The organism is Streptomyces sp. NPDC059003 (assembly GCF_042740445.1).
In the GTDB taxonomy this organism is placed as follows: Bacteria; Actinomycetota; Actinomycetes; order Streptomycetales; family Streptomycetaceae; genus Streptomyces.
The window spans coordinates 174,767-194,927 of the sequence record NZ_JBHYJH010000002.1; the positions used below are offsets into that span (position 1 = coordinate 174,767).

Here is a 20,161-nt window from a genome sequence, read left to right on the forward strand (position 1 = left end):
CGGTGTCCTCGTCAGGGGCGGTTGCGGGTCCGCCCGGACTGCCGGGCGTGATGGGCGATGTGGCGCAGGGCCTCGGCGAACTCCTCGGCGACGCGGCGCACGGTGGCCGTGTCGTGGCGGCCCGGGCGGTGGTGCCAGGTGAAGGCGAGGCGCCCGTCCTGGACCGCGCCCACGACCTCGATCGGGTGTGAGCCGCTGTCGCGGGGGTCGTGGTCCTGGCCGAAGGAGCCGTGCTCGGTACGCACCAGGCCGCTGCCGTCGGCGGCGGGACGGGCGTCCCACTGGCCGAGGTAGTTGAACACCACCTGCCCGTGCGCCGCCGCGCCGAGCCGCTCGCGGACCTCGGGCGGGCCGTAGGTGCGCAGGGCCCCGAAGCCGATTCCGTTGCCGGGCACGGCGCGCAGCTGGCGGCGCACCGACTTCACCAGGGTCCGCCAGTCGCGGGCGGGCCCGAGGTCGTCGGGGTCGGGGACGTCGAGGGCGACCGGGTGGACGGTGGTGAACCAGCCGACGGTGCGGGAGAGGTCGACGTCGTCGAGCACGTCCTCGCGGCCGTGGCCTTCGAGGTCGAGGCGGACCCGGTCGTGGCCCGTCCAGCGGGCCAGGGCCAGGGCGAGCGCGGCGAGCAGGACGTCGTTGACGCGGGTGCGGTAGGCCGTCGGGGCCGAGCGCAGCAGGGCCGTCGTGTCCTCCTCACCCAGGTCCACGGTGAGGGCGAGGGTCTCTCCCTCGTCCGCTGCGGGCTCGCCGGTGGCCGGGAGCTGCTCGGCGGTCACCGCCTGTTCCCAGTACGGCAGTTCGTGGTCGAGGCCGCCCTCGGCGACGTGTGCGGCGAGCCGCAGGGACCAGTCCCGGAAGGAGGTGGTGCGCTCCCCCAGGGCGACGGGTGCGCCGTCCAGGGCCTGCTGGTAGGCGGCGTGCAGGTCGTCGGAGAGGATCCGCCAGGACACGGCGTCGATGACCAGGTGGTGGGCGACCAGGAGGAGGTAGACCGGGCGGTCCGCGTCACCGGTGAACAGGGCCGCCCGCAGCAGCGGGCCGCGGCCGAGGTCGAATCCGGTGTGCAGGTCGTCGGCGGCCTTCTCCATGGCGGCGTCGGCGGCTTCGGGCGACCGCCCTGTCAGGTCGCACTGGACGAGCAGCTCGTCGACGTCCCCGTCGGCCGGCGGCGGGTTGAACTGGTGCCAGCCGTCGGCGTCGTGGGTGAAGCGCATGCGCAGGGCGTCGTGGTGCTCCAGGAGGGCGCCGAGCGCGCGGCGCAGGGCCGCCGGGTCGGGCGCGGTGCCGAGTTCGAGCAGCGCCGACTGGTTGAAGTGGTGGTGGCTGGTGCGCGGGGTGGTCAGGAACCACTCCTGGATGGGGGTGAGCGGCACGTCGCCGGTCACCGGGCCTTCGTCGTCGGTGGCGTGCGGGGCGGTGCTCACGACACCGGCGAGCTCGGCCACGGTCTGGTGCGTGAACAGGTCGCGGGTGGCCAGGTGCAGGCCGTCGCGCCGCAGCCGCGACACCACCTGCATGCTGAGGATGGAGTCGCCGCCGAGCAGGAAGAAGTTGTCGTGCGCGCCGACGTCGTCCACGCCGAGGACGTCGGACCAGATGCGGGCGATGCGGCGTTCGGTGTCGGTGCGCGGCGGGACGTACGGCCCGGTGGCGGTGTGCGCGGGCCCGGGGTCGGGCAGGGCGCGCCGGTCGGTCTTGCCGTTGGGGGTCAGCGGCAGCCGCTCCAGGGGGACGAACACGGTCGGGACCATGTGCGGCGGGAGCAGTCCGCCGAGGTGTTCGCGCAGTTCGGCGGGGTCGAGGCCGTCGGCCGCGCCGTCGGTGGGGACGACGTAGGCCACGAGGCGGTCGTGGGCTCGGGCCTGCTGTCCCCCGGCCTGCCCCTCGGCCCGTCCCTCTGCGCGTACGACGACGACGGCGTCGCGCACCGTTGCGGCGCGGCGCAGCGCGCTCTCGATCTCGCCCGGTTCGATCCGGAAGCCGCGCAGCTTGAGCTGCTCGTCGGCGCGGCCCGCGAAGCGCAGGGCGCCGTCGGTGCCCCAGCGCACCAGGTCGCCGGTGCGGTACATGCGCTCCCCCGGCGCGCCGAACGGGTCGGCGAGGAAGCGGGCGGCGGTCAGGCCCGGCCGGTTGAGGTAGCCCCGCGCGAGACCGGGGCCCGACACGTACAACTCGCCGGTCACGCCGGGCGGGACGGGCCGCAGGGCCGCGTCGAGGACGTACACGCGGGTGGCGCCGGCCGGGAGGCCGATGGGCGGGGCGCCGGCTCCGGGGCTCAGGGGGCCGGTCCAGGTGGCGACGACGGTGGCTTCCGTGGGCCCGTACGAGTTGATCATCCGGCGGCCGGTGGCCCACCGCTCGACGAGGTCGGGCGGGCAGGCCTCGGCGCCGACGATCAGGGTCCGCAGGCTCGGCAGGGTGCCTGCGGTCCCGGGCGGCACCGTGGCGAGGACGCCCGGCGGGATCAGCGTATGGCTGATGCGGCGCTCGGCGAGCACGTGGGCGAGACGCTCGCCGACCAGCGGCCCTTCCTCGCCCGCGACGAGGGCCGCCCCGCTGAGCAGGGAGGAGCACAGTTCCAGGACGGAGGCGTCGAAGCTGGGCGAGGCGAACTGGAGCACCCGGTCGCCGGGGCCCACGGCGTACTGCTCGGCGGCGGCCGCGGCGAAGCCCGCGAGGCCCCGGTGGGGCACCACGACGCCCTTGGGCGTGCCGGTGGACCCGGAGGTGTAGATGACGTACGCCGGGTGGGCGCAGGTGAGTGCGGCGGTGCGGTCGGCGTCGGTGGGCGCGGTGTCCGGCCCCTGGCCTGCCCACACGTCCGCCGGGTCGTCGAGGACCAGCAGGGCGCCCGCGTCGCGGATCATGAACTCCCTGCGCTGCTCGGGGTAGTCCGGGTCGACGGGCAGGAAGGCGCCGCCGGCCTTGGTGACGGCGAGCTGCGCCACCACCGTCTCGGCGGCGCGCGGCAGGGCCAGGGCCACGATCCGCTCGGGTCCGACCCCGCGGGCGATGAGGCGGTGGGCGAGCCGGTTGGCGGCGCGGTCCACGTCCGCGTACGTCAGCTGCGCGTCCCCGTGCGCCAGCGCGACCGCGTCGGGTGTGCGGGCCACCTGCCGCTCGAACAGCTCCGGCAGCGTCGCCGCGGGCACCGGCAGGGCCGTGCCGCGGCCCCGGTCCAGCTGGGTCTTCAGCTCCTCGCCCGAGGCCAGGGGCAGCGCGCCCAGGGTGCGGTGCGGATCGTCGGCGACGGCCGTCAGGAGCGTGCCGAGCTGGTCGGCCATCCGGTCGGCGGTCGCCGCGTCGAACAGGTCGGTGTTGTACGTGAGGACGCCGTGCAGCGCGCCGGAGTCCGTCTCGGCGAACTCCAGGGTGAGGTCGAACGCCGCGTCCTGGAGCTCCGACTCCACGTCGAAGACGTCGAGGCCCGGCAGGTCGAGGTCGGCGGACGGCGTGTTCTGCAGGACCACCATGACCTGGAAGAGCGGGGTGCGGCTGGTGTCGCGCACCGGCTGCACCTCGTCCACGACCTGCTCGAACGGCACGTCCTGGTGCGCGAACGCGGCCAGGACCGTCCGGCGCACCTCGGCGAGGAACTCGGGGAAGGGCCGGTCGCTCTCGACGCGGGAGCGCAGGACGAGGGTGTTGACGAAGAACCCGATCAGGTGCTGGACCTCGGCCCGGTCGCGGCCCGACGTGACGGTGCCGACGGCGATGTCACGGCTGCCGGACAGCCGGGCGAGGTAGGTCTGCGCGGCGGCGACGAGCGTCGTGAACAGGGTGGTGCCCTGGTCCCTGCCGACCTGGGCGAGGCGGCGCGCGGTCCGGGGCGGCAGGACCAGGCGGGCGGTCGCGCCGCTGTGGGTGCGCACCGCGGGGCGTGGCCGGTCGGTGGGCAGGTCGAGCGGCGTGGTGCCGGCCAGGTGCTCCTTCCAGTAGGCGAGCTGGTCGTCGGCGCCGGACGTGGTGCGCTGCCAGTGGGCGAAGTCGGCGTAACTCACGTCCAGGGGCGGCAGGTTCCCGGTGGCCGTGCCGAGGGCGGTCCGGTAGAGGTGGGCCAGGTCGCCGGTGAGCACGGCGGTGGACCAGCCGTCGGTGATGATGTGGTGCAGGGTCAGGGTCAGGACGTGCTCGTCGTCGGCGAGGCGGACGAGGCCGGTGTGCAGGAGGGGGCCGCGGCGCAGGTCGAACGGGCGGGTGCGCTCGGCCGTCAGGAGTGCGTCCAGCTGTTCCGTGCGGTCCTGCTCGCCCAGGTGGGACAGGTCGTGCAGCGGCAGCGGCACCTCCTGCGGCGCGTGGACGCGCTGCACGCCGTGGCCGTCGATCGAGTCGAAGGTGGTGCGCAGCGACTCGTGCCGGGCCACCAGGTCGCACAGGGCGGTGGCGAGGGCGCCGGTGTCGAGGCGGCCGCGCAGGCGCAGGGCGAGCGCGGTGACGTACTCGCTGCTGCCGGGCGCGAACTCCTCCAAGAACCACAGGCGTTGCTGGGCGTACGACATGGGGGCCGCCGTGTCGCGGGCGATCCGGGTGATGGCCGGTCCTTCGGCGCTCCGGTGGTCGGCGAGCAGGGCGGCGAGCGCGGCGGGGGTCGGGTGGGTGAACACCTCGCGCGGTGACAGCTGCGTGCCGAACTCCTCGGCCAGGCGGGAGGCCAGGCGGATGGAGAGGATCGAGTCGCCGCCGAGGGCGAAGAAGTCGTCGTCGACCCCGGGCCGGTCCGTGCCGAGGACGTCCGCGAAGACGTCGGCGGTGCGGCGCTCGGCCTCGGTGCGGGGTGCGACGCGCGGGCCGCGGTCCGCGCCGGTGTCCGCGTCCGGTGCCGGGAGCGCCGCCCGGTCCACCTTGCCGTTGGCGCTGAGCGGGAGGGCGGCGAGCGGGACGAACGCGGACGGGACGAGGTAGTCGGGCAGCGTGCGGCGGGCGTGGTCGCGCAGCTGCTCCGGGTCGTCGCCCGCCGGGCCGACGAGGTAGGCGACCAGGCGGCGGGCGCCGGTCCTGTCCTGGCGGGCGAGGACCGTGACGTCGGTGACGCCGGGGTGGGCCGCGAGGGCGGCCTCCGCCTCGCCGGGCTCGACCCGGAACCCGCGGATCTTCACCTGGTCGTCGGCGCGGCCGAGGAAGACGACCGTGCCGTCGGGGTTGCGGCGCGCCAGGTCGCCGGTGCGGTACATGCGGGTGCCGGGCGGGCCGTAGGGGTCGGCGAGGAAGCGGGCCGCGGTCTCGCCCGGGCGGCCCAGATAGCCGCGGGCCACGCCCTCGCCCGCCAGGAACAGCTCGCCCGCGCAGCCCGGCGGGACCTGCCTCAGGCGGGCGTCGAGGACGTGGACGCGCATGTCGTCGAGGGGGCGGCCGATCGGCACGGTGTCGGGCACCGTCGCCGCGTCGGTGAGGGCGAACGACGTCGCGAAGGTGGTGGTCTCGGTGGGGCCGTAGCCGTCCACCACGGTCAGGCCGGGGCAGGCGGCGAGGACCCGGCGCACGGCCGCGGCGGGGACGACGTCACCGCCGGTCCACACCTGACGCAGCCCGGCGAAGCAGTCCGGGGCGTCCTGGGCCAGGAGGCGGAACAGACCGGCGGTGACCCACAGGGCGGTCAACCCGCCGCCGTCACCGGTGCGTTCGGCGTCCCTCAGGGATGCGTCCCCACCGGCGAGGCGGCGCAGCAGCGGCGCGTCCACCGTCTCGCCGCCCGGCGCCACGACCACGCAGCCGCCGGTCAGCAGCGGCGCCCACACCTCGAACGTGGCGGCGTCGAACGCGACCGGCGAGTGCAGCAGCACGCGTGCGCAGGCACCGTCCGCGAAGCGGCTGTCGGTGGCGAGCGACGCCACGTCGCGGTGGCGGGCGCCCACGGCCTTGGGCAGTCCGGTGGACCCGGAGGTGAACATCACGTAAGCGAGCCGGTCGGGCTCCGCGGGCGGGCCCGCAGGGCCCCCGTCGGGCGCGGTGCGCGCGGCGGCGACGTCCCCGGCGGTGAGCCGTGCCGTGGCGCCCGCCTGGTCGAGCAGGACGCGGCGCCGCTCCTTTGGCGCGCGGGCGTCGAGCGGCACGTAGGCGCCGCCCGCCTTGAGCACCGCGAGCTGGGCCACCACGAGTTCCACGGAGCGGTCCATGAGCAGCGCCACCCGGTCCTCGACGGCAAGTCCGCCGGTGACCAGCGAGGACGCCACGCGGTCCGACCAGTCGGCGAGTTGACCGTAGGTGACCTGCCGGTCGCCGTCGCGCAGGGCGGGCGCGTCCGGGGTGCGGCGGGCCTGCTCGGCGAACAGGTCGACGGGGGTGCGCGGCGGTGCCTGGCGGGCGGTGGAGTGCCACTGTCCGAGCAGGGCGCGGTCCTCGGCGGTGAGCAGGTCCAGGTCGTCGGCCGTGCCGTCGAAGCCGTCGGCGAACCGGGTGAGCAGGGCGGCGAGGCGGGCCGCGGCGCGTTCGACCGTGGCGCGGTCGAAGAGGCGGGCGTCGTAGGCGAGGTCGAAGCCGAGCCGGTCGCTCAGGTGGGCGCGCAGGCACAGCGGGAAGGTCGTGGCGTCGTCGGCGCGCACCTCCTCCACCCCTACGCCGGTCCGGGCCGTGGCCGACTCGTCGACGGGATAGTTCTCGAACACCACCATGCTGTCGAAGAGCGCCTCGCCCGCCGGGACGTCGCTGAGCGCCTGGACGCGGGGCAGCGCGAGGAAGTCGAAGCGCCGGGCGTCGCTCTGCTCCTCCTGGAGGGAGCGCAGCCAGGGCAGCACCCCGCCCTCGGGCAGGCGTACGCGGGTGGGCACGGTGTTGATGAACATGCCGACCATGGAGTCCACGCCGGGCAGCTCGGCGGGGCGGCCGGAGACCGTCGTGCCGAACACCACGTCGCGGCGCCCGCTGTAGCGGCCGAGCAGCAGCGCCCAGGCGGCCTGCACCACGGTGTTGACGGTCAGTCCGCTGCGGGCGGCCGTCTCCCGCAGGCGCCGTGAGACGGGCTCGGTCAGCTCGTGCTCGACGGCCGCGTCGGAGCGGGCGCGGTGCGCCTCGGCGGGGGTGTGGTCGTAGGGCAGCGGGGTGCGCGCGGTGAAGCCGGCGAGGGTGTCGGCCCAGTACCGCTCGGCGGCGTCCTCGTCCTGCTCGGCGAGCCAGCGCAGGAAGTCCGCGAAGGGGCGGCGCACCGGCGCGGCGGCATCCGGTCCGCCGGTGAGCGCTGCTCCGCCGGTGAGCGCGGCGTAGCGCTCGCACACCTCGGTGAGCAGCTGCCCGCTGCTCCAGCCGTCCAGGATGAGGTGGTGCGACGACCACAGCAGCAGCACTTCGTCGCCGGGCAGGGCGGCCACGGTGACGCGGGTCAGCGGGGCCGTGGTCAGCTCCATGCCCGCCGCGCGGTCGTCGGCCAGCAACTGCTCGGTCGCCGCGGCGTACTGAGCGGGCGTCAGGTCGCGCCAGTCCAGGTGGGTGACGGGCACCTGCGCGCGGTGGTGCACGAGCTGCACCGGGTGCGGCAGGCCCTGCCAGTGGACGCTGGTGCGCAGGGCCGGGGTGCGGTCGGCGACCTGCTGCCAGGCCGTGGCGAGCGCCCGCGGGTCGGCGACGCCGGAGAGCCGGACCGCCGTGCGGTCGAAGTAGGCGCCCGCGGTGTCGACCAGGCCGTGGAAGAGCATGCCGGACTGCAGGGGCGTCAGCGGCAGGACGTCCGCGACGTGGCGGCCGTCGCCCACGAGCCGGTCCAGGTGCTCCTGGCCGAGGCCGGCGAGCGGGAAGTCGGACGGGGTGCGGCCGCCCGCGTCCGGGCGGGCGCAGTGCGCCACGATGTCGTGGAGCGCCGCGCTGGTCTCCTCGGCCAGGCCGCGCACGGTGGCCGCGTCGTAGACGGCGGTCGGGTAGGTGAAGCCGAGTTCGAGGCGGCCGTCGTGGACGGCGCCGGTGATGTCGAGGAGGTAGGGCCGCGCCTCGTCGGGGTCGGTGTCGCGGCCCGCCGGGGGCAGGGCGGCGCGGTAGAGGCCTTCGGCGGTGCCGACGCCCGCGTCCCACTGCCCGTGGTAGTTGAATCCGACCTGCGGCGCCGGGGCGTCGGCGAGCGGGCTTCCGGGCAGCAGATGGCGCAGCGCGCCATGGCTCAGGCCGTGCAGCGGGACCGCGCGCAGCTGCTCCTTGACCGAGCGCAGCGTGTCGCGCCAGGGCGCGTGCGGGTCGACGGTCAGGGCGAGCGGGTACTCGGCGGTGAACCAGCCGACGGTCCGCGACAGGTCGATGTCGTCCGCGCCGCCTGTACCACCTGTGCGGCCTGAGCCGCCCGGGCCGTCGAAGAGGTCCTCGCGGCCGTGCCCCTCCACCCCGATGAGGACGCGGTCGTGCCCGCACCAGCGGGCCAGGGTGCGGCCGAGGGCGCTGAGCAGCACGTCGTTGACCTGCGTGCGGTAGACGTCGGGGACGTGGCGCAGCAGCGCGTCGGTGGCGTCGGGCTCCAGCGTGACGGTGACGGTGGCCGCGCCGCCGTGGGTGTTGGGCCCTGACCGGCCCGCGGGCAGGTCGGCCGGGGCGGTGGTACGCGTCCAGTACTCCAGGTCGGCGTCCAGGGCGCCGGAGCGGGTGTGCTCTTCGAGGCGCGCCGCCCAGTGGCCGTACGCGGTGCCCACCGGGGGCAGTTCGGGGGTCCGCCCGGCCGCGGCGGCCGCGTGGGCGGTCTCCAGGTCGGCGAGCAGGATGCGCCAGGACACGCCGTCCACGACCAAGTGGTGGACGGTGACGAGGAGTTGGGCGGGCCGGTCGGGTCCGCGGTCGAAGACAAGGACCCGCACGACCCGGCCCTCGGTGGGGTCGAGCGAGGCCTGGGCCGCGTCCGCCGCGCGCTGCACCTCCGCTTCGAGGTCCGCGCCGTCCAGGCCGGTCACGTCGTGGTGGGTGTGGATCCCGTCGGGCGCCTCCGGCAGGAGCTCCTGGCGCCAGCCGTCGTCGGTGTGGCGGAACCGGGTGCGCAGGGCCGCGTGGTGGCGTACGAGGGTGTCGACCGCCTGGCGCAGGGCGGGCAGGTCGGTGCCGGGGGCCAGTTCCAGGCGCTGGGTCATGGTGAACCGCAGGGCGTCACCGGCGCCGCGGCCGTCGAGGTACCAGCGCTGGATGGGGGTGAGCGGCGCGTCGGCGGGCGGGGCGGCGCCCGTGGCGGCCGGGCGGGGCGTCGCCTCGGTGGCGCACAGGGCGAGTTCGGCGACCGTCCGGTGGCGGAAGACGTCCTTGGTGGTCAGGGCGAGTCCGGCCTGCCGGGCGCGGGAGACGATCTGGATGCTGAGGATGGAGTCGCCGCCGAGCGCGAAGAAGTCGTCCCGCGCGCCCACCCGTTCGACGCCGAGGACCTGCGTCCAGATGGCGGCCAGGCACTCCTCGGTGCCGGGGCGCGGGGCCACGTACGGCGTGGCGCTGTCGGGCTGCGCGGGCGGGGCGGGCAGGGCGCGCCGGTCGGTCTTGCCACTGCTGGTGCGCGGGATGCGGGCCAGCGGGACGAAGGCCTGGGGCACCATGTGGTCGGGGAGCGTCCCGCGCAGGCGTACCCGCAGGTCGTCGTGTGACGGGGCGGTGTCCCCCGCGGGCACCAGGTAGGCCACGAGCAGGGCGCGCCCGGCGTGTTCGCGGGCGGTCACCACGGCCTCGGTGACGTCCGGGTGGGCCACCAGGGCGGCCTCCACCTCGCCGGGTTCGATGCGGAAGCCGCGGATCTTGATCTGTTCGTCGGCCCGGCCCAGGAACTCCAGGAGGCCGTGGGCGTCCCAGCGCGCGCGGTCGCCGGTGCGGTACATCCGCTGCCCCGGCGCCCCGAAGGGATCGGCGAGGAAGCGGTCGGCGGTCAGGTCCGGGCGGTTCAGATAGCCGCGGGCCACCTGGGCGCCCGCCAGGTACAGCTCGCCCGGTGTGCCGGGCGGCACCGGCCGCAGCGCGCCGTCGAGGACATAGGCGCGCAGGCCCCGGCCGGGGCGGCCGATGACCGGGTGCTCGGGCCGGTCGGCGGCGCGGCCGTAGACGGCGTCGACGGTGCACTCGGTGGGCCCGTACACGTTGTACGCGGTGACGCCGATGTCCTGTGCGGCGCACAGGTCGCGCCAGGTGTCGGTGCCGACCGGCTCACCGCCCACGAGGAGCACGCGCGGGTGGTGGCAGCCGGGGGCGAGGAGTCCGGCGGCGGTGAGTTCGCGCAGGAAGGACGGGGTGACGTTGACCAGGTCAAGGGCGCTGTCGGCGACCTGGGCGCAGAAGGCCTCCGGGTCCAGGCGCACGTCCTCGTCGACGAGGTGGACCTCTTGGCCGAGGGCGAGCAGCAGCGGCCCTTCCCAGGAGGTGTCGAAGGAGAACGAGGCGCTGAGCGCGGCCTTCAGCCGCCGTCCGTCGGCGGTGTGCGGCGCGACGAGCCCGTCTTGGTGGTCGTGGCAGAGGCTGACCAGCTGGCGGTGTTCGACGGCGACGCCCTTGGGGCGGCCGGTGGAGCCGGAGGTGTAGATGACGTACGCGGTGTGCTGCGGGCGCAGCGGTGCGAGCCGGTCCGCGTCGGTGGGGTCGTGGGCGGGCAGCCGGTCCCAGGGCACCTCGCGCAGGGCGTCGGCGGTCAGGAGCGTGCGCGGCGCGGCGTCGTCGAGGAGGAAAGCGACGCGTTCCTCGGGGAGTTCCGGGTCGAGGCAGAGCAGGGTGGCGCCCGCCTTCAGGACGGCGAACACGGCGACCAGGAGGTCCGAGGTGCGCGGCAGGCGGACGGCGACGGTCCGCTCCGGTCCCGCGCCCAGCGTGACGAGGTGGTGGGCGAGGCGGTTGGCGCGGTCGTTGAGGGCGGCGAAGTCGAGCGTGGCGTCGCGGGCCACCAGGGCGGTGGCGCCCGGGGTGCGCGCGGCCTGCGCCTCGAACAGGGCGGGGAAGGTGGTGTCCGCCGCGGGCAGCCGGTCGCCCTGCCACGCTTCGAGGACCTGGTGGCGCTCGGCGGCCGTCATCAGCGGCAGCGCGCCCGCCGCCAGGTCCGGGTCATCGGCGACCGCTTCGAGGAGCAACCGCAGCCGTGCGGCCAGGCGTTCGGCGGTGCCTGCGTCGAACAGGCCGGTGTTGTACTCCAGGTAGCCGGTGAGGCCGCCGTCGCGCTCCGCGAAGTCGAAGGCGAGGTCGAAGGTGGCGTGCCGCACCGGCGGGGTGACGGGCTCGGCGTCCAGGCCCGGCAGGTGGGGCACGTCGGCGCCCAGGTTGTGCAGGGCCACCATGACCTGGAACAGGGGGGTGCGGCTCGTGTCGCGCTCGGGTTCCAGGTCGTCCACGAGCTGCTCGAACGGCACGTCCTGATGGGCGAACGCCTCCAGGACGGTGGTGCGCGCCTCGGCGAGCAGCGCACGGAACGACCGGTCCGGGCGGATGCGGCCGCGCAGCACCAGTGTGTTGACGAACATGCCGACCACGTCGTGGAGTTCGGCCCGCTCCCGGCCCGCGGTGACGGTGCCGACGGCGACGTCCTCCTGGCCCGCCCAGCGGGAGAGCAGCACCTGGCAGGCGGTCAGCAGCGTCATGTAGAGGGTGGCGTCGGTGTCGCGGCCCGTCGCGCGCAGCCGCTCGGTCATCCCGGCGGGCAGGTCGAAGGTGACCAGGGCGCCGTCGCGGGTGCGGACGGCGGGGCGCGGCCGGTCGGTGGGCAGCTCCAGCGGAGCCAGGCCGTCCAGGGTGGCGCGCCAGTAGGCGAGTTGCTCGTCGGCGCGGTCGGTGCGGGCGCGCTGCCAGGCGGCGTAGTCGGCGTACCGGACGGGCAGTTCGGGCAGCGCGGGGCGACGGTCCTCCAGGGCCGCCGCGTACAGCTCGGCCAGGTCACGGCCGATGACGCCGCCCGACCAGCCGTCGGTGGCGATGTGGTGGACGGCCAGGACGAGCACGTGCTCGTCGTCGGCCAGGCACGCGAGCCGGGCGCGCAGCAGGGGCCCGGTGGCGAGGTCGAAGGGGGTGGCGGCCTCGCGTTCGAGGAGGGCGTCGAGCTCGGCGGTGCCGCTGAGTTCGGTCACCGGCAGGTCCACGGGGTGCGGCGGGTGCACGAGCTGCCGGGCGTGGCCGTCCTGTTCGGCGAACGTGGTGCGCAGGGCCTCGTGCCGGGCGACCAGGCCGTCCAGGGCGGTGCGCAGGGCGGTCCGGTCGAGGCGGCCGCGGAGCCGCAGCACGGACAGGGTCGTGTACTCGGTGCTGCCCGGCTCGAAGCGGTCGAGGAACCACAGGCGCTGCTGGGCGTACGACAGCGGCAGCGGCGCGTCCGGGTCCGCCGCCGGGATGGCGTCGGCCGGTGCGCTCCCGTCGTCGGCCGGGTCGCCGAGGGCGGCGGCCAGGGCGGACACCGTCGAGTGGGTGAAGAGCAGCCGGGGCGAGACGTCCGCGCCGAAGGCCGCGCGCAGCCGGGAGGTGACGCGGACGGCGAGGATGGAGTCGCCGCCGAGGGCGAAGAAGTCGTCGTCGGCGCCCACGTCGTCCGTGTCGAGGACGTCCGTCCAGGCGGCGGCGACCGCGCGCTCGGCGGGGGTGCGCGGCGCGGTGCGGCCGGTGCTCGTGGCGAAGCCGTCGGGGCCGGGTGCGGGCAGGGCGCGCCGGTCGAGCTTGCCGTTGACGGTCAGGGGCAGGGCCGTCAGCGGGACGTAGGCGGCGGGCACCATGTGCGCGGGAAGCAGCCGCTCCAGATGCGCGCGGAGGTCGGCGGCGGACGGCGCCGCGTCCTCGCCGGAGCCGACGACGTGGGCGACCAGGCGGCGGGTGCCGGCGGCGTCCTCGTACACGCCCACCGTGGCCGCGCCCACGCCCGGGTGGCCGTGCAGGGCGGCCTCGATCTCGCCGGGCTCGATGCGGTAGCCGCGGATCTTCACCTGCTGGTCGGCGCGGCCCAGGTACGCGAGGGTGCCGTCGGCCCGCCGGCGGGCGCGGTCGCCGGTGCGGTACATCCGCGCCCCCGGCGCCCCGAACGGGTCGGCCACGAAGCGGCTCGCGGTCAGGTCGGGCCGGCCCAGGTAGCCGCGGGCCAGGCCCTCGCCCGCCACGTACATCTCCCCGATCGCGCCGGGCGGTACGGGCGCCAGGTCGTCGTCGAGGACGTGGACGCGCAGGTCGGGTATGCCCGTGCCGATGGGGCTCGCGGCGCCGGTGCGGGCCGTGGCGCGGTCAAGCGGGGCGTATGTGACGTGCACCGTGGTCTCGGTGATGCCGTACATGTTGACCAGGCGCGGCGCGGTGTCGCCGTGGCGCGCGTACCAGTCGGCGAGGCGGTCGACGTCCAGCGCCTCGCCGCCGAAGATCACGGTGCGCAGGGCCAGGCGGTCGCCGACGCCGGGGTGTTCGGCGTCGGCGCGGGCCAGCGGGTAGAAGGCGGACGGGGTCTGGTTGAGGACGGTGACCTGTTCGTCGGCGAGCAGGCGCAGGAAGTCCTCGGGAGAGCGGGCGGTGTCGTCGGGGACGACGACGAGGCGGCCGCCGTGCAGCAGCGGGCCCCACAGCTCCCACACGGAGAAGTCGAAGGCGTAGGAGTGGAACAGCGTCCACACGTCGTGCTCGTCGAAGCCGAACCAGTGCCGGGTCCGGGAGAAGAGGCGGACGACGTTGGCGTGCGGCACGACCACGCCCTTGGGGTGGCCGGTGGAGCCGGAGGTGTAGATGGCGTAGGCCGGGCTTTCGGGCAGCGGTCGGCGGGCCGGGCCCGAGGCCGGGCGTCGGTCGAGGTCGTCGCGTACGGCCGGGTCGTCGAGGAACAGGACGGGCACGCCCGTGCCGTCGGCGTCCACGCCCGCCCGCGTGGTGGTCACCAGCGTCACCGGGGCGGCGTCGCGCAGCAGGTGGGCGACGCGTTCGGCGGGCAGCTTGGGGTCGACGGGCAGGTAGGCGGCGCCGGACTTCAGGACGGCGAGGACGGCCACCACCAGGTCGGTGGAGCGGGGCAGCGCGAGCGCCACGAACCGCTCGGGTCCGGCGCCGGCCTCGGCGAGGCGGTGGGCGAGGCGCCCGGCGGCGGCGTCGAGCGCGGCGTAGTCGAGGCGGTCGTCCCCGCAGGTCACCGCGGTGGCGTGCGGGGTGCGGGCGGCCTGGGCCTCGAACAGGTCCACCAGGGTGGCGTCCGGGCGGCCGTGCTCGGTGCCGTTGAAGTCGGTCAGGATCCGGCGCCGTTCCTCGGCGGTCGTCGACGCGAGGGCGCGCAGCGGCCGGTCGGGGTGGTCGGCGAGCTGGGTGAGCAGCAGGCACAGGCGGTCGGCGAGCGCCCGCGCGCTGTCGGCGTCGAACAGGTCCGGGTCGTAGGCCAGGTCGAAGCCGATCCGTTCGCCCTGGTAGGCGCGGAGCACGAGCGGGTAGTTGGTGGCGTCCCGCGAGGTGACGCCGACAAGCCGGACACCGGAGGCGGCCGAGCGGGCCTCGTCGAACGGGTAGTTCTCGAAGGCGACGATGCTGTGGAACAGCGGCGTGCCGGACGGCACGTCGCTGAGCGCGGTCAGCTCGGCCAGGGAGACCGCGGCGAAGCGCCGCGACTCGGCCTGTGCCTCCTGGAGTTCGCGCAGCCAGGCGACCGCCGGGCGGGCACTGTCGACGTGGACGCGGGTGGGGAGGGTGTTGATGAACATGCCCACCATGGACTCCACGCCGGGCAGTTCGTCGGGGCGACCGGACACAGTGGTGCCGAACAGGACGTCCCGCTCGGCGCTGTGCCGGGCCAGCAGCAGCGCCCAGGCGCCCTGGACCACGGTGCTGACGGTGAGCCCGGCCTCCCGGGCGGTGCGGATGAGGCGCGCGGACTCCGTGTCGGAGAGCCCGGTCGTGTGGACGCCCCCGGACCGGGCCTGGTGCGCTTCGCGCAGGGGGCGGTCCACGGGCAGCGGCGTCGGCGTGGCGAAGCCCGCGAGGACCTGGCGCCAGTGCTCCCCGGCCGCCGCGCCGTCCTGGTCGGCGAGCCAGCGCACGTAGTCGCCGAAGGGGCGGCGCACGAGCGGCTTGGCCTCGCCGCCGGTGACGAGCGCCGCGTACCGCTCGGCGACTTCGGTGAGCACCTGGGCGAGGCTCCAGCCGTCCAGGATCAGGTGGTGGGAGGTCCACAGCAGGTGCAGGCGCGCGTCGGGGAGGCGGACCAGGGTGATCCGCATCAGCGGCGCCACCGTGAGGTCGATGCCGCGCGCCAGGTCGTCGGCGCGGAGCCGGTCGAACCGTGCGGCGCGCTCCTCCTCGGCCCCTGCGCCCCCTTCTTCGGCGGCTCGCCAGTCCACGTGCGTGACCGGCACGCACACCTCGCGGTGCACGACCTGGAGCGGCACGGGGACGTCCTCCCACACCACCGACGTCCGCAGGGCGGGGGTGCGGTCGGCCACCTCCTGCCAGGCCCGGGCGAAGGCGTGCGGGTCCGCCACGCCTTCGAGGAGCAGCGCGGCCTGGTCCACGTACACGTCGTCCGCGCCGCCGACGAGCCGGTGGAAGAGCATGCCCTCCTGAAGCGGCGTCAGCGGAAGCAGGTCCTCGACGCCCCGGCCGTCGCCGACGAGGCGGTCCACGCCGGCCTGGTCGAGGCGGGCCAGCGGGAAGTCGGAGGGGGTGCGGCCGCCGGCGTCCGGGCGGGCGCAGTGCTCGGCGATCGCGGCGAGGGCGGCGGTCATGCCGTCGGCCAGGCCTTCGACGGTGGCCGTGTCGTGCACGTCCTGGCTGTAGTGCCAGGTGATCTCCAGCTCGCCGTCGGCCACCACGGCCGCGACGTCGAGGAGGTGGTCGAGGGGCTCGTCGGCCGCGATGTCCCGGCCCGGCACGTCGGCGGCCGGGGTGAAGGCACCGGCGCCCGACGTGTCCCACTGCCCGTGGTAGTTGAAGGACACCTGCGGCAGCGGCACGTCCCGCAGGGTGCGGGCGGCCGGGGCGGGCGAGCCGAGGCGGGCGAGCGCCTCGTGGCTCAGGCCGCGCCGCGGCACGGCCCGCAGGCACTCCTTCACCGCCTTGAGCGTGGCGCCCCAGTCCGGCGCGCCGACCGGTCCTGCCGGGGCGAGGGTGACGGGGTACTGGGTGGTGAACCAGCCCACCGTGCGGGCCAGGTCGAGGGGGCCGCCGACGTCCTCGCGGCCGTGTCCCTCCAGGGCCACGGTGACGCGCTCGGCTCCCGCCCAGTCGGCGAGCACCCGGGCCAGGGCGCTGAGCAGCACGTCGTTGACCTGGGTGCGGTACACGCCGGGCACGCGGCGCAGCAGCGCGTCGGTGGTGGCGCGGTCCACCCGGGTGCGGACGGTGCGCACCGATCCGGCGAGCGGCGTGCCGGGGCGGTCCACGGGCAGCGGGGTGCGCTCCTGGGCGGCCTCGGCGGTCCAGTACGGCAGGTCGTCGTCCAGGTCACCGGCGCGCACGCGGTCGGTGAGGTGGGTGGCCCAGTCGGTGAACGGCGTGGTGGCGGGCTCCAGTTGGACCGGCGTGCCCGCGGCCGCCTGTCGGTAGGCCTGCTCCAGGTCGGCGAGGAGGATGCGCCAGGAGACGCTGTCCACGGCCAGGTGGTGGGCGGTCAGGAACAGTTGGGGGCGCTCGGCCCCCGGGGGCAGCAGCAGCGCCGCGCGCAGCAGGGCGCCGGTGGCGGGGTCGAGGGTGGCGCGGGCGGCGTCGGCCGCGTTCTCCCTGGCGGCAGCGGTGTCGGCAGCACTGTCGGCGCCGGGCAGGTGGTGGCGGGTGAGGAACCCGGTGGCCGGGCCTTCGCCGGGGTGCTGCCGCCAGGTGTCGCCGGTGCGCACGAACCGGGTGCGCAGCGCCGCATGGTGGGCGACCAGCGCCTCAAGGGCCTGTTCCAGGGCCCGCTCGTCCACGTCGTGCGCCAGGTCGAGCAGCAGCGACATGCTGAAGTGCCGCAGGGGGCCGTGGGTGGTGAAGAACCAGTCCTGTACGGGGGTCAGCGGGGCGGGCCCCTCGGCGCCCGGTCGGAGGGGCGCGGGCACGGCGGCGGTGCGCTGCGCCGCGGCGGCCGCCAGGTCGGCGACGGTCTGGTGGCGGAAGACGTCCTGCGAGGTCAGGCGGAGCCCGGCCGCGCGGGCCCGGGAGACGGCCTGGATGCTGAGGATGGAGTCGCCGCCGAGCTCGAAGAAGTTGTCGGTGACGCCGACGCGGGTGATGCCGAGGACCTCGGCCCAGATGCCGGCGAGGGTCTCCTCGTCGGGGGTGCGCGGGGCGGTGAACTCCCGCTCGCGCGGGGCGGTGTCGAGGTCCGGGGCGGGCAGGGCGCGGCGGTCCAGCTTGCCGCTGGTGGTCAGCGGCAGCGCGTCGAGCACGGTGAACGACGACGGCACCATGTGGTCGGGCAGCACACGGCGGCAGGCGGCCCGGACCTCGGAGGCGGCGGGCCGCGCCGCGCCCGCCGCCACGACGAGGTAGGCGGCGAGGCGCAGATGTCCGTGCGCGTCGGGCACCGCGACGACCGCGGCCCCGGCGACGTCCGGCAGGTCGAGCAGCGCCGCCTCGACCTCGCCGGGCTCGATGCGGTGGCCGCGCACCTTCACCTGGTCGTCGGCGCGCCCGAGGTAGTCGACGCGCCCGTCGGCCGTCCAGCGGGCCAGGTCCCCGGTGCGGTACATCCGCTCCCCCGGCGTCCCGAAGGGATCGGCGGGGAAGCGGGCCGCCGTCAGTCCGGGGCGGCCCGCATAGCCGCGCGCCACCTGCGCTCCCGCCAGATACAGCTCGCCTCCGACACCGGGCGGAACGGGCTGGAGCCGCTGGTCGAGGACGTACGCCCGCACGTTGGGCAGCGGCCGGCCCACCAGCGGACGGTCTTCGCCCACGATCCGGCAGGCCAGCGCGTCGACCGTGCACTCGGTGGGGCCGTAGAAGTTGTACGCGGCCACGTCCCGGTGGGCCGCGAGCTCGCGCCACAGGCCGGGGCCGATGGCCTCGCCGCCGAGCATCAGCACGCGCGGACGGTGGCGGGGGTCGGTGAGCAGCCCGGCGGGCAGCAGCTGCCGCAGGTAGGACGGGGTGAGGTCGAGGAAGTCGACGCGGTGCTCGACGACGTACGCGACCAGGGCGGCGGCGTCGAGGCGGGTCGTCTCGTCGACCAGGTGCAGCGGATGGCCGTCGGCCATCAACAGCACGCCCTCCAGTGAGGTGTCGAAGGAGAACGACGCGGTCAGCGCCACCCGCAGCGGGCCGCCGCCCGCGTCGGCGACGAAGCCCGCGCGGTGCCCGGCGAGGAGGTTGGCCAGGGAGCGGTGCGCGACGGCGACGCCCTTGGGGCGGCCGGTGGAGCCGGAGGTGTAGAGGACGTACGCGGTGGTGTCCGGGTCCAGCGGTGCGAGCGGGTAGGTCGGGGCGGGGCCGGTGTCGGGCACGGCCCGCAGCGCTTCCTCGTCGAGGACGAAGGCCGGCCGGGCGTCGTCGAGCAGGAACCGCACGCGCTCCTCGGGCAGTGCGGGGTCCAGCGGCAGGTAGGCGGCGCCGGACTTCCACACGGCGAGCGTCGCCACGATCGCGTCGGCGGTGCGCGGCAGCCGCAGCGCCACCAGGTTCTCGGGCCCGGCGCCGCGGGCGACCAGGTGGTGGGCGAGGCGGTTGGCGCGGGCGTCGAGCGTGGCGTAGTCGAGGCGCTCGTCCCCGGCGACCAGGGCGAGGGCGCCCGGGGTGCGGGCCGCCTGTCGGGCGAACAGGTCGGGGCAGGTGGTGGCGGGGACCGGGAGCGCGGTCGCGTTCCACTCCTCGGTCATGCGCCGGGCGTCGGCCGGGGAGAGCAGGGGCAGCGTGCCCAGGGGGCGGTCCGGTTCGGTGGCGGTGGCGTCGAGGAGCCGCAGGAGCTGGTCGGCCATCCGCTCGGCCGTGGCCGCGTCGAACAGGTCGGTGCGGTACTCCAGGAGGCCGGTGAGGCCCTCGCCGTCGGGGACGAACTCCACGCTCAGGTCGAAGGTGGCGGCCCGCCGGGGCACGGTCGCCGGGGAGACGGCCACGTCCCCGAGGGCGGACGCGGCGGGCGGGTCCGGGTGCAGCAGGACCATCACGTCGAACAGCGGGTTGCGGCCCGCCTCGCGGGTCGCGCCCACGGCCTCCACCAGGCGCTCGAACGGCGTGTCGCCGTGCGCGAAGGCGTCGTTGACGGTGTCGGCGGCGGCGCCGAGCAGGTCGCGGAAGGACGCGTCGGCCGCGACGGGCGTGCGCAGCACGATGGTGTTGACGTAGAAGCCGACGGCGCGTTCCAGCTCGGTGCGGGAGCGCCCGGGGGTCAGGGAGCCGATCGTGATGTCGTCCTGCCCGGACCAGCGGGCGAGGAGCGCCTGGCAGACGGCGACCAGGGACGCGAACAGCGTGGTGTGCCGCTCGGTGGCGAGGGCGCGCAGCCGGGCCGTGGTGGCCGCGGGCACGCTGAAGGTGTGCACGGCGCCCGCCCCGGCCTCCTCGTCGCCGCGCGGCCGGTCCAGCGGAAGCCGTGGCGCCACGGCACCGGACAGCTGCCGCGTCCAGTAGCCCAGGTCCCGCTCCAGGCGGGCCCCGGACAGCTGCTCCCGCTGCCACACTGCGAAGTCCGGGTACTGCGTCGCCACGGGCGGCGGCTCCGGTGCCGCGCCCCGGGCCAGGGCCTCGTAGGCGGCGCACAGCTCGTCCAGGACGACGCCCATCGACCAGCCGTCGGTGACGATGTGATGGGCGGTCACGAGCAGCACGTGCGCGGTGCCGCCGTCCGCGGGCTCCCGCAGTAGGAGGGCGCGCAGCAGCGGGCCGGTGCGCAGGTCGAAGGGGCGCTCGTACTCGGCGAGGAGGGCCTCGTCCAGGGCGGCCGGTCCCTCGGAGTCCCGCGGCACGTCCCGTACCGGGAGCGGCACGTGTGCGGCCGGGTGCACGATCTGTACGGGCCGTCCGTCGGCCTCGTCGAACGTGGTGCGCAGCGCCTCGTGGCGCGCCACGACGGCGTCGAGGGCGCGGGAGAGGACGTCGTGGTCCAGTGCTCCGGTGAGCCGCAGCGCGACCGCGCTGTTGTAGCGGGCGTCGCCGGGCCGGAGCCGGTCGAGGAACCACAGCCGCTGCTGGGCGAACGACAGCGGCAGCGGTCCTGTCCGGTCCGCGCGCGGGATGCCCGGGCGGGCGGGCGCGCCCGCGGCCCCGGGGCGTCCTGCCGCGCCGGAGGCCGATCCTGCGGCGCGCCCCGCGAGGCGGCGGCGCAGCGCCTCCTGGAGGTCCTTCGGAAGGGCCGCTGCGCGGTCTCTCTTCTCGTTCGAAGACGTCATGATCGTGGCGGTCC

The 20,161-nt window shown here is 76.0% G+C and carries 1 protein-coding gene; it reads right to left on the bottom strand.

Features of this window, described 5'->3' with window-relative positions; translation table 11 throughout:
• Positions 1-11: 11 nt before the first annotated feature.
• A complete protein-coding gene (locus ACFWZ5_RS02030) occupies positions 12-20,147 on the bottom strand; it encodes a non-ribosomal peptide synthase/polyketide synthase (protein WP_384787039.1) in 20,136 nt (6,711 codons plus the stop codon).
• Positions 20,148-20,161 lie beyond the last annotated feature (14 nt).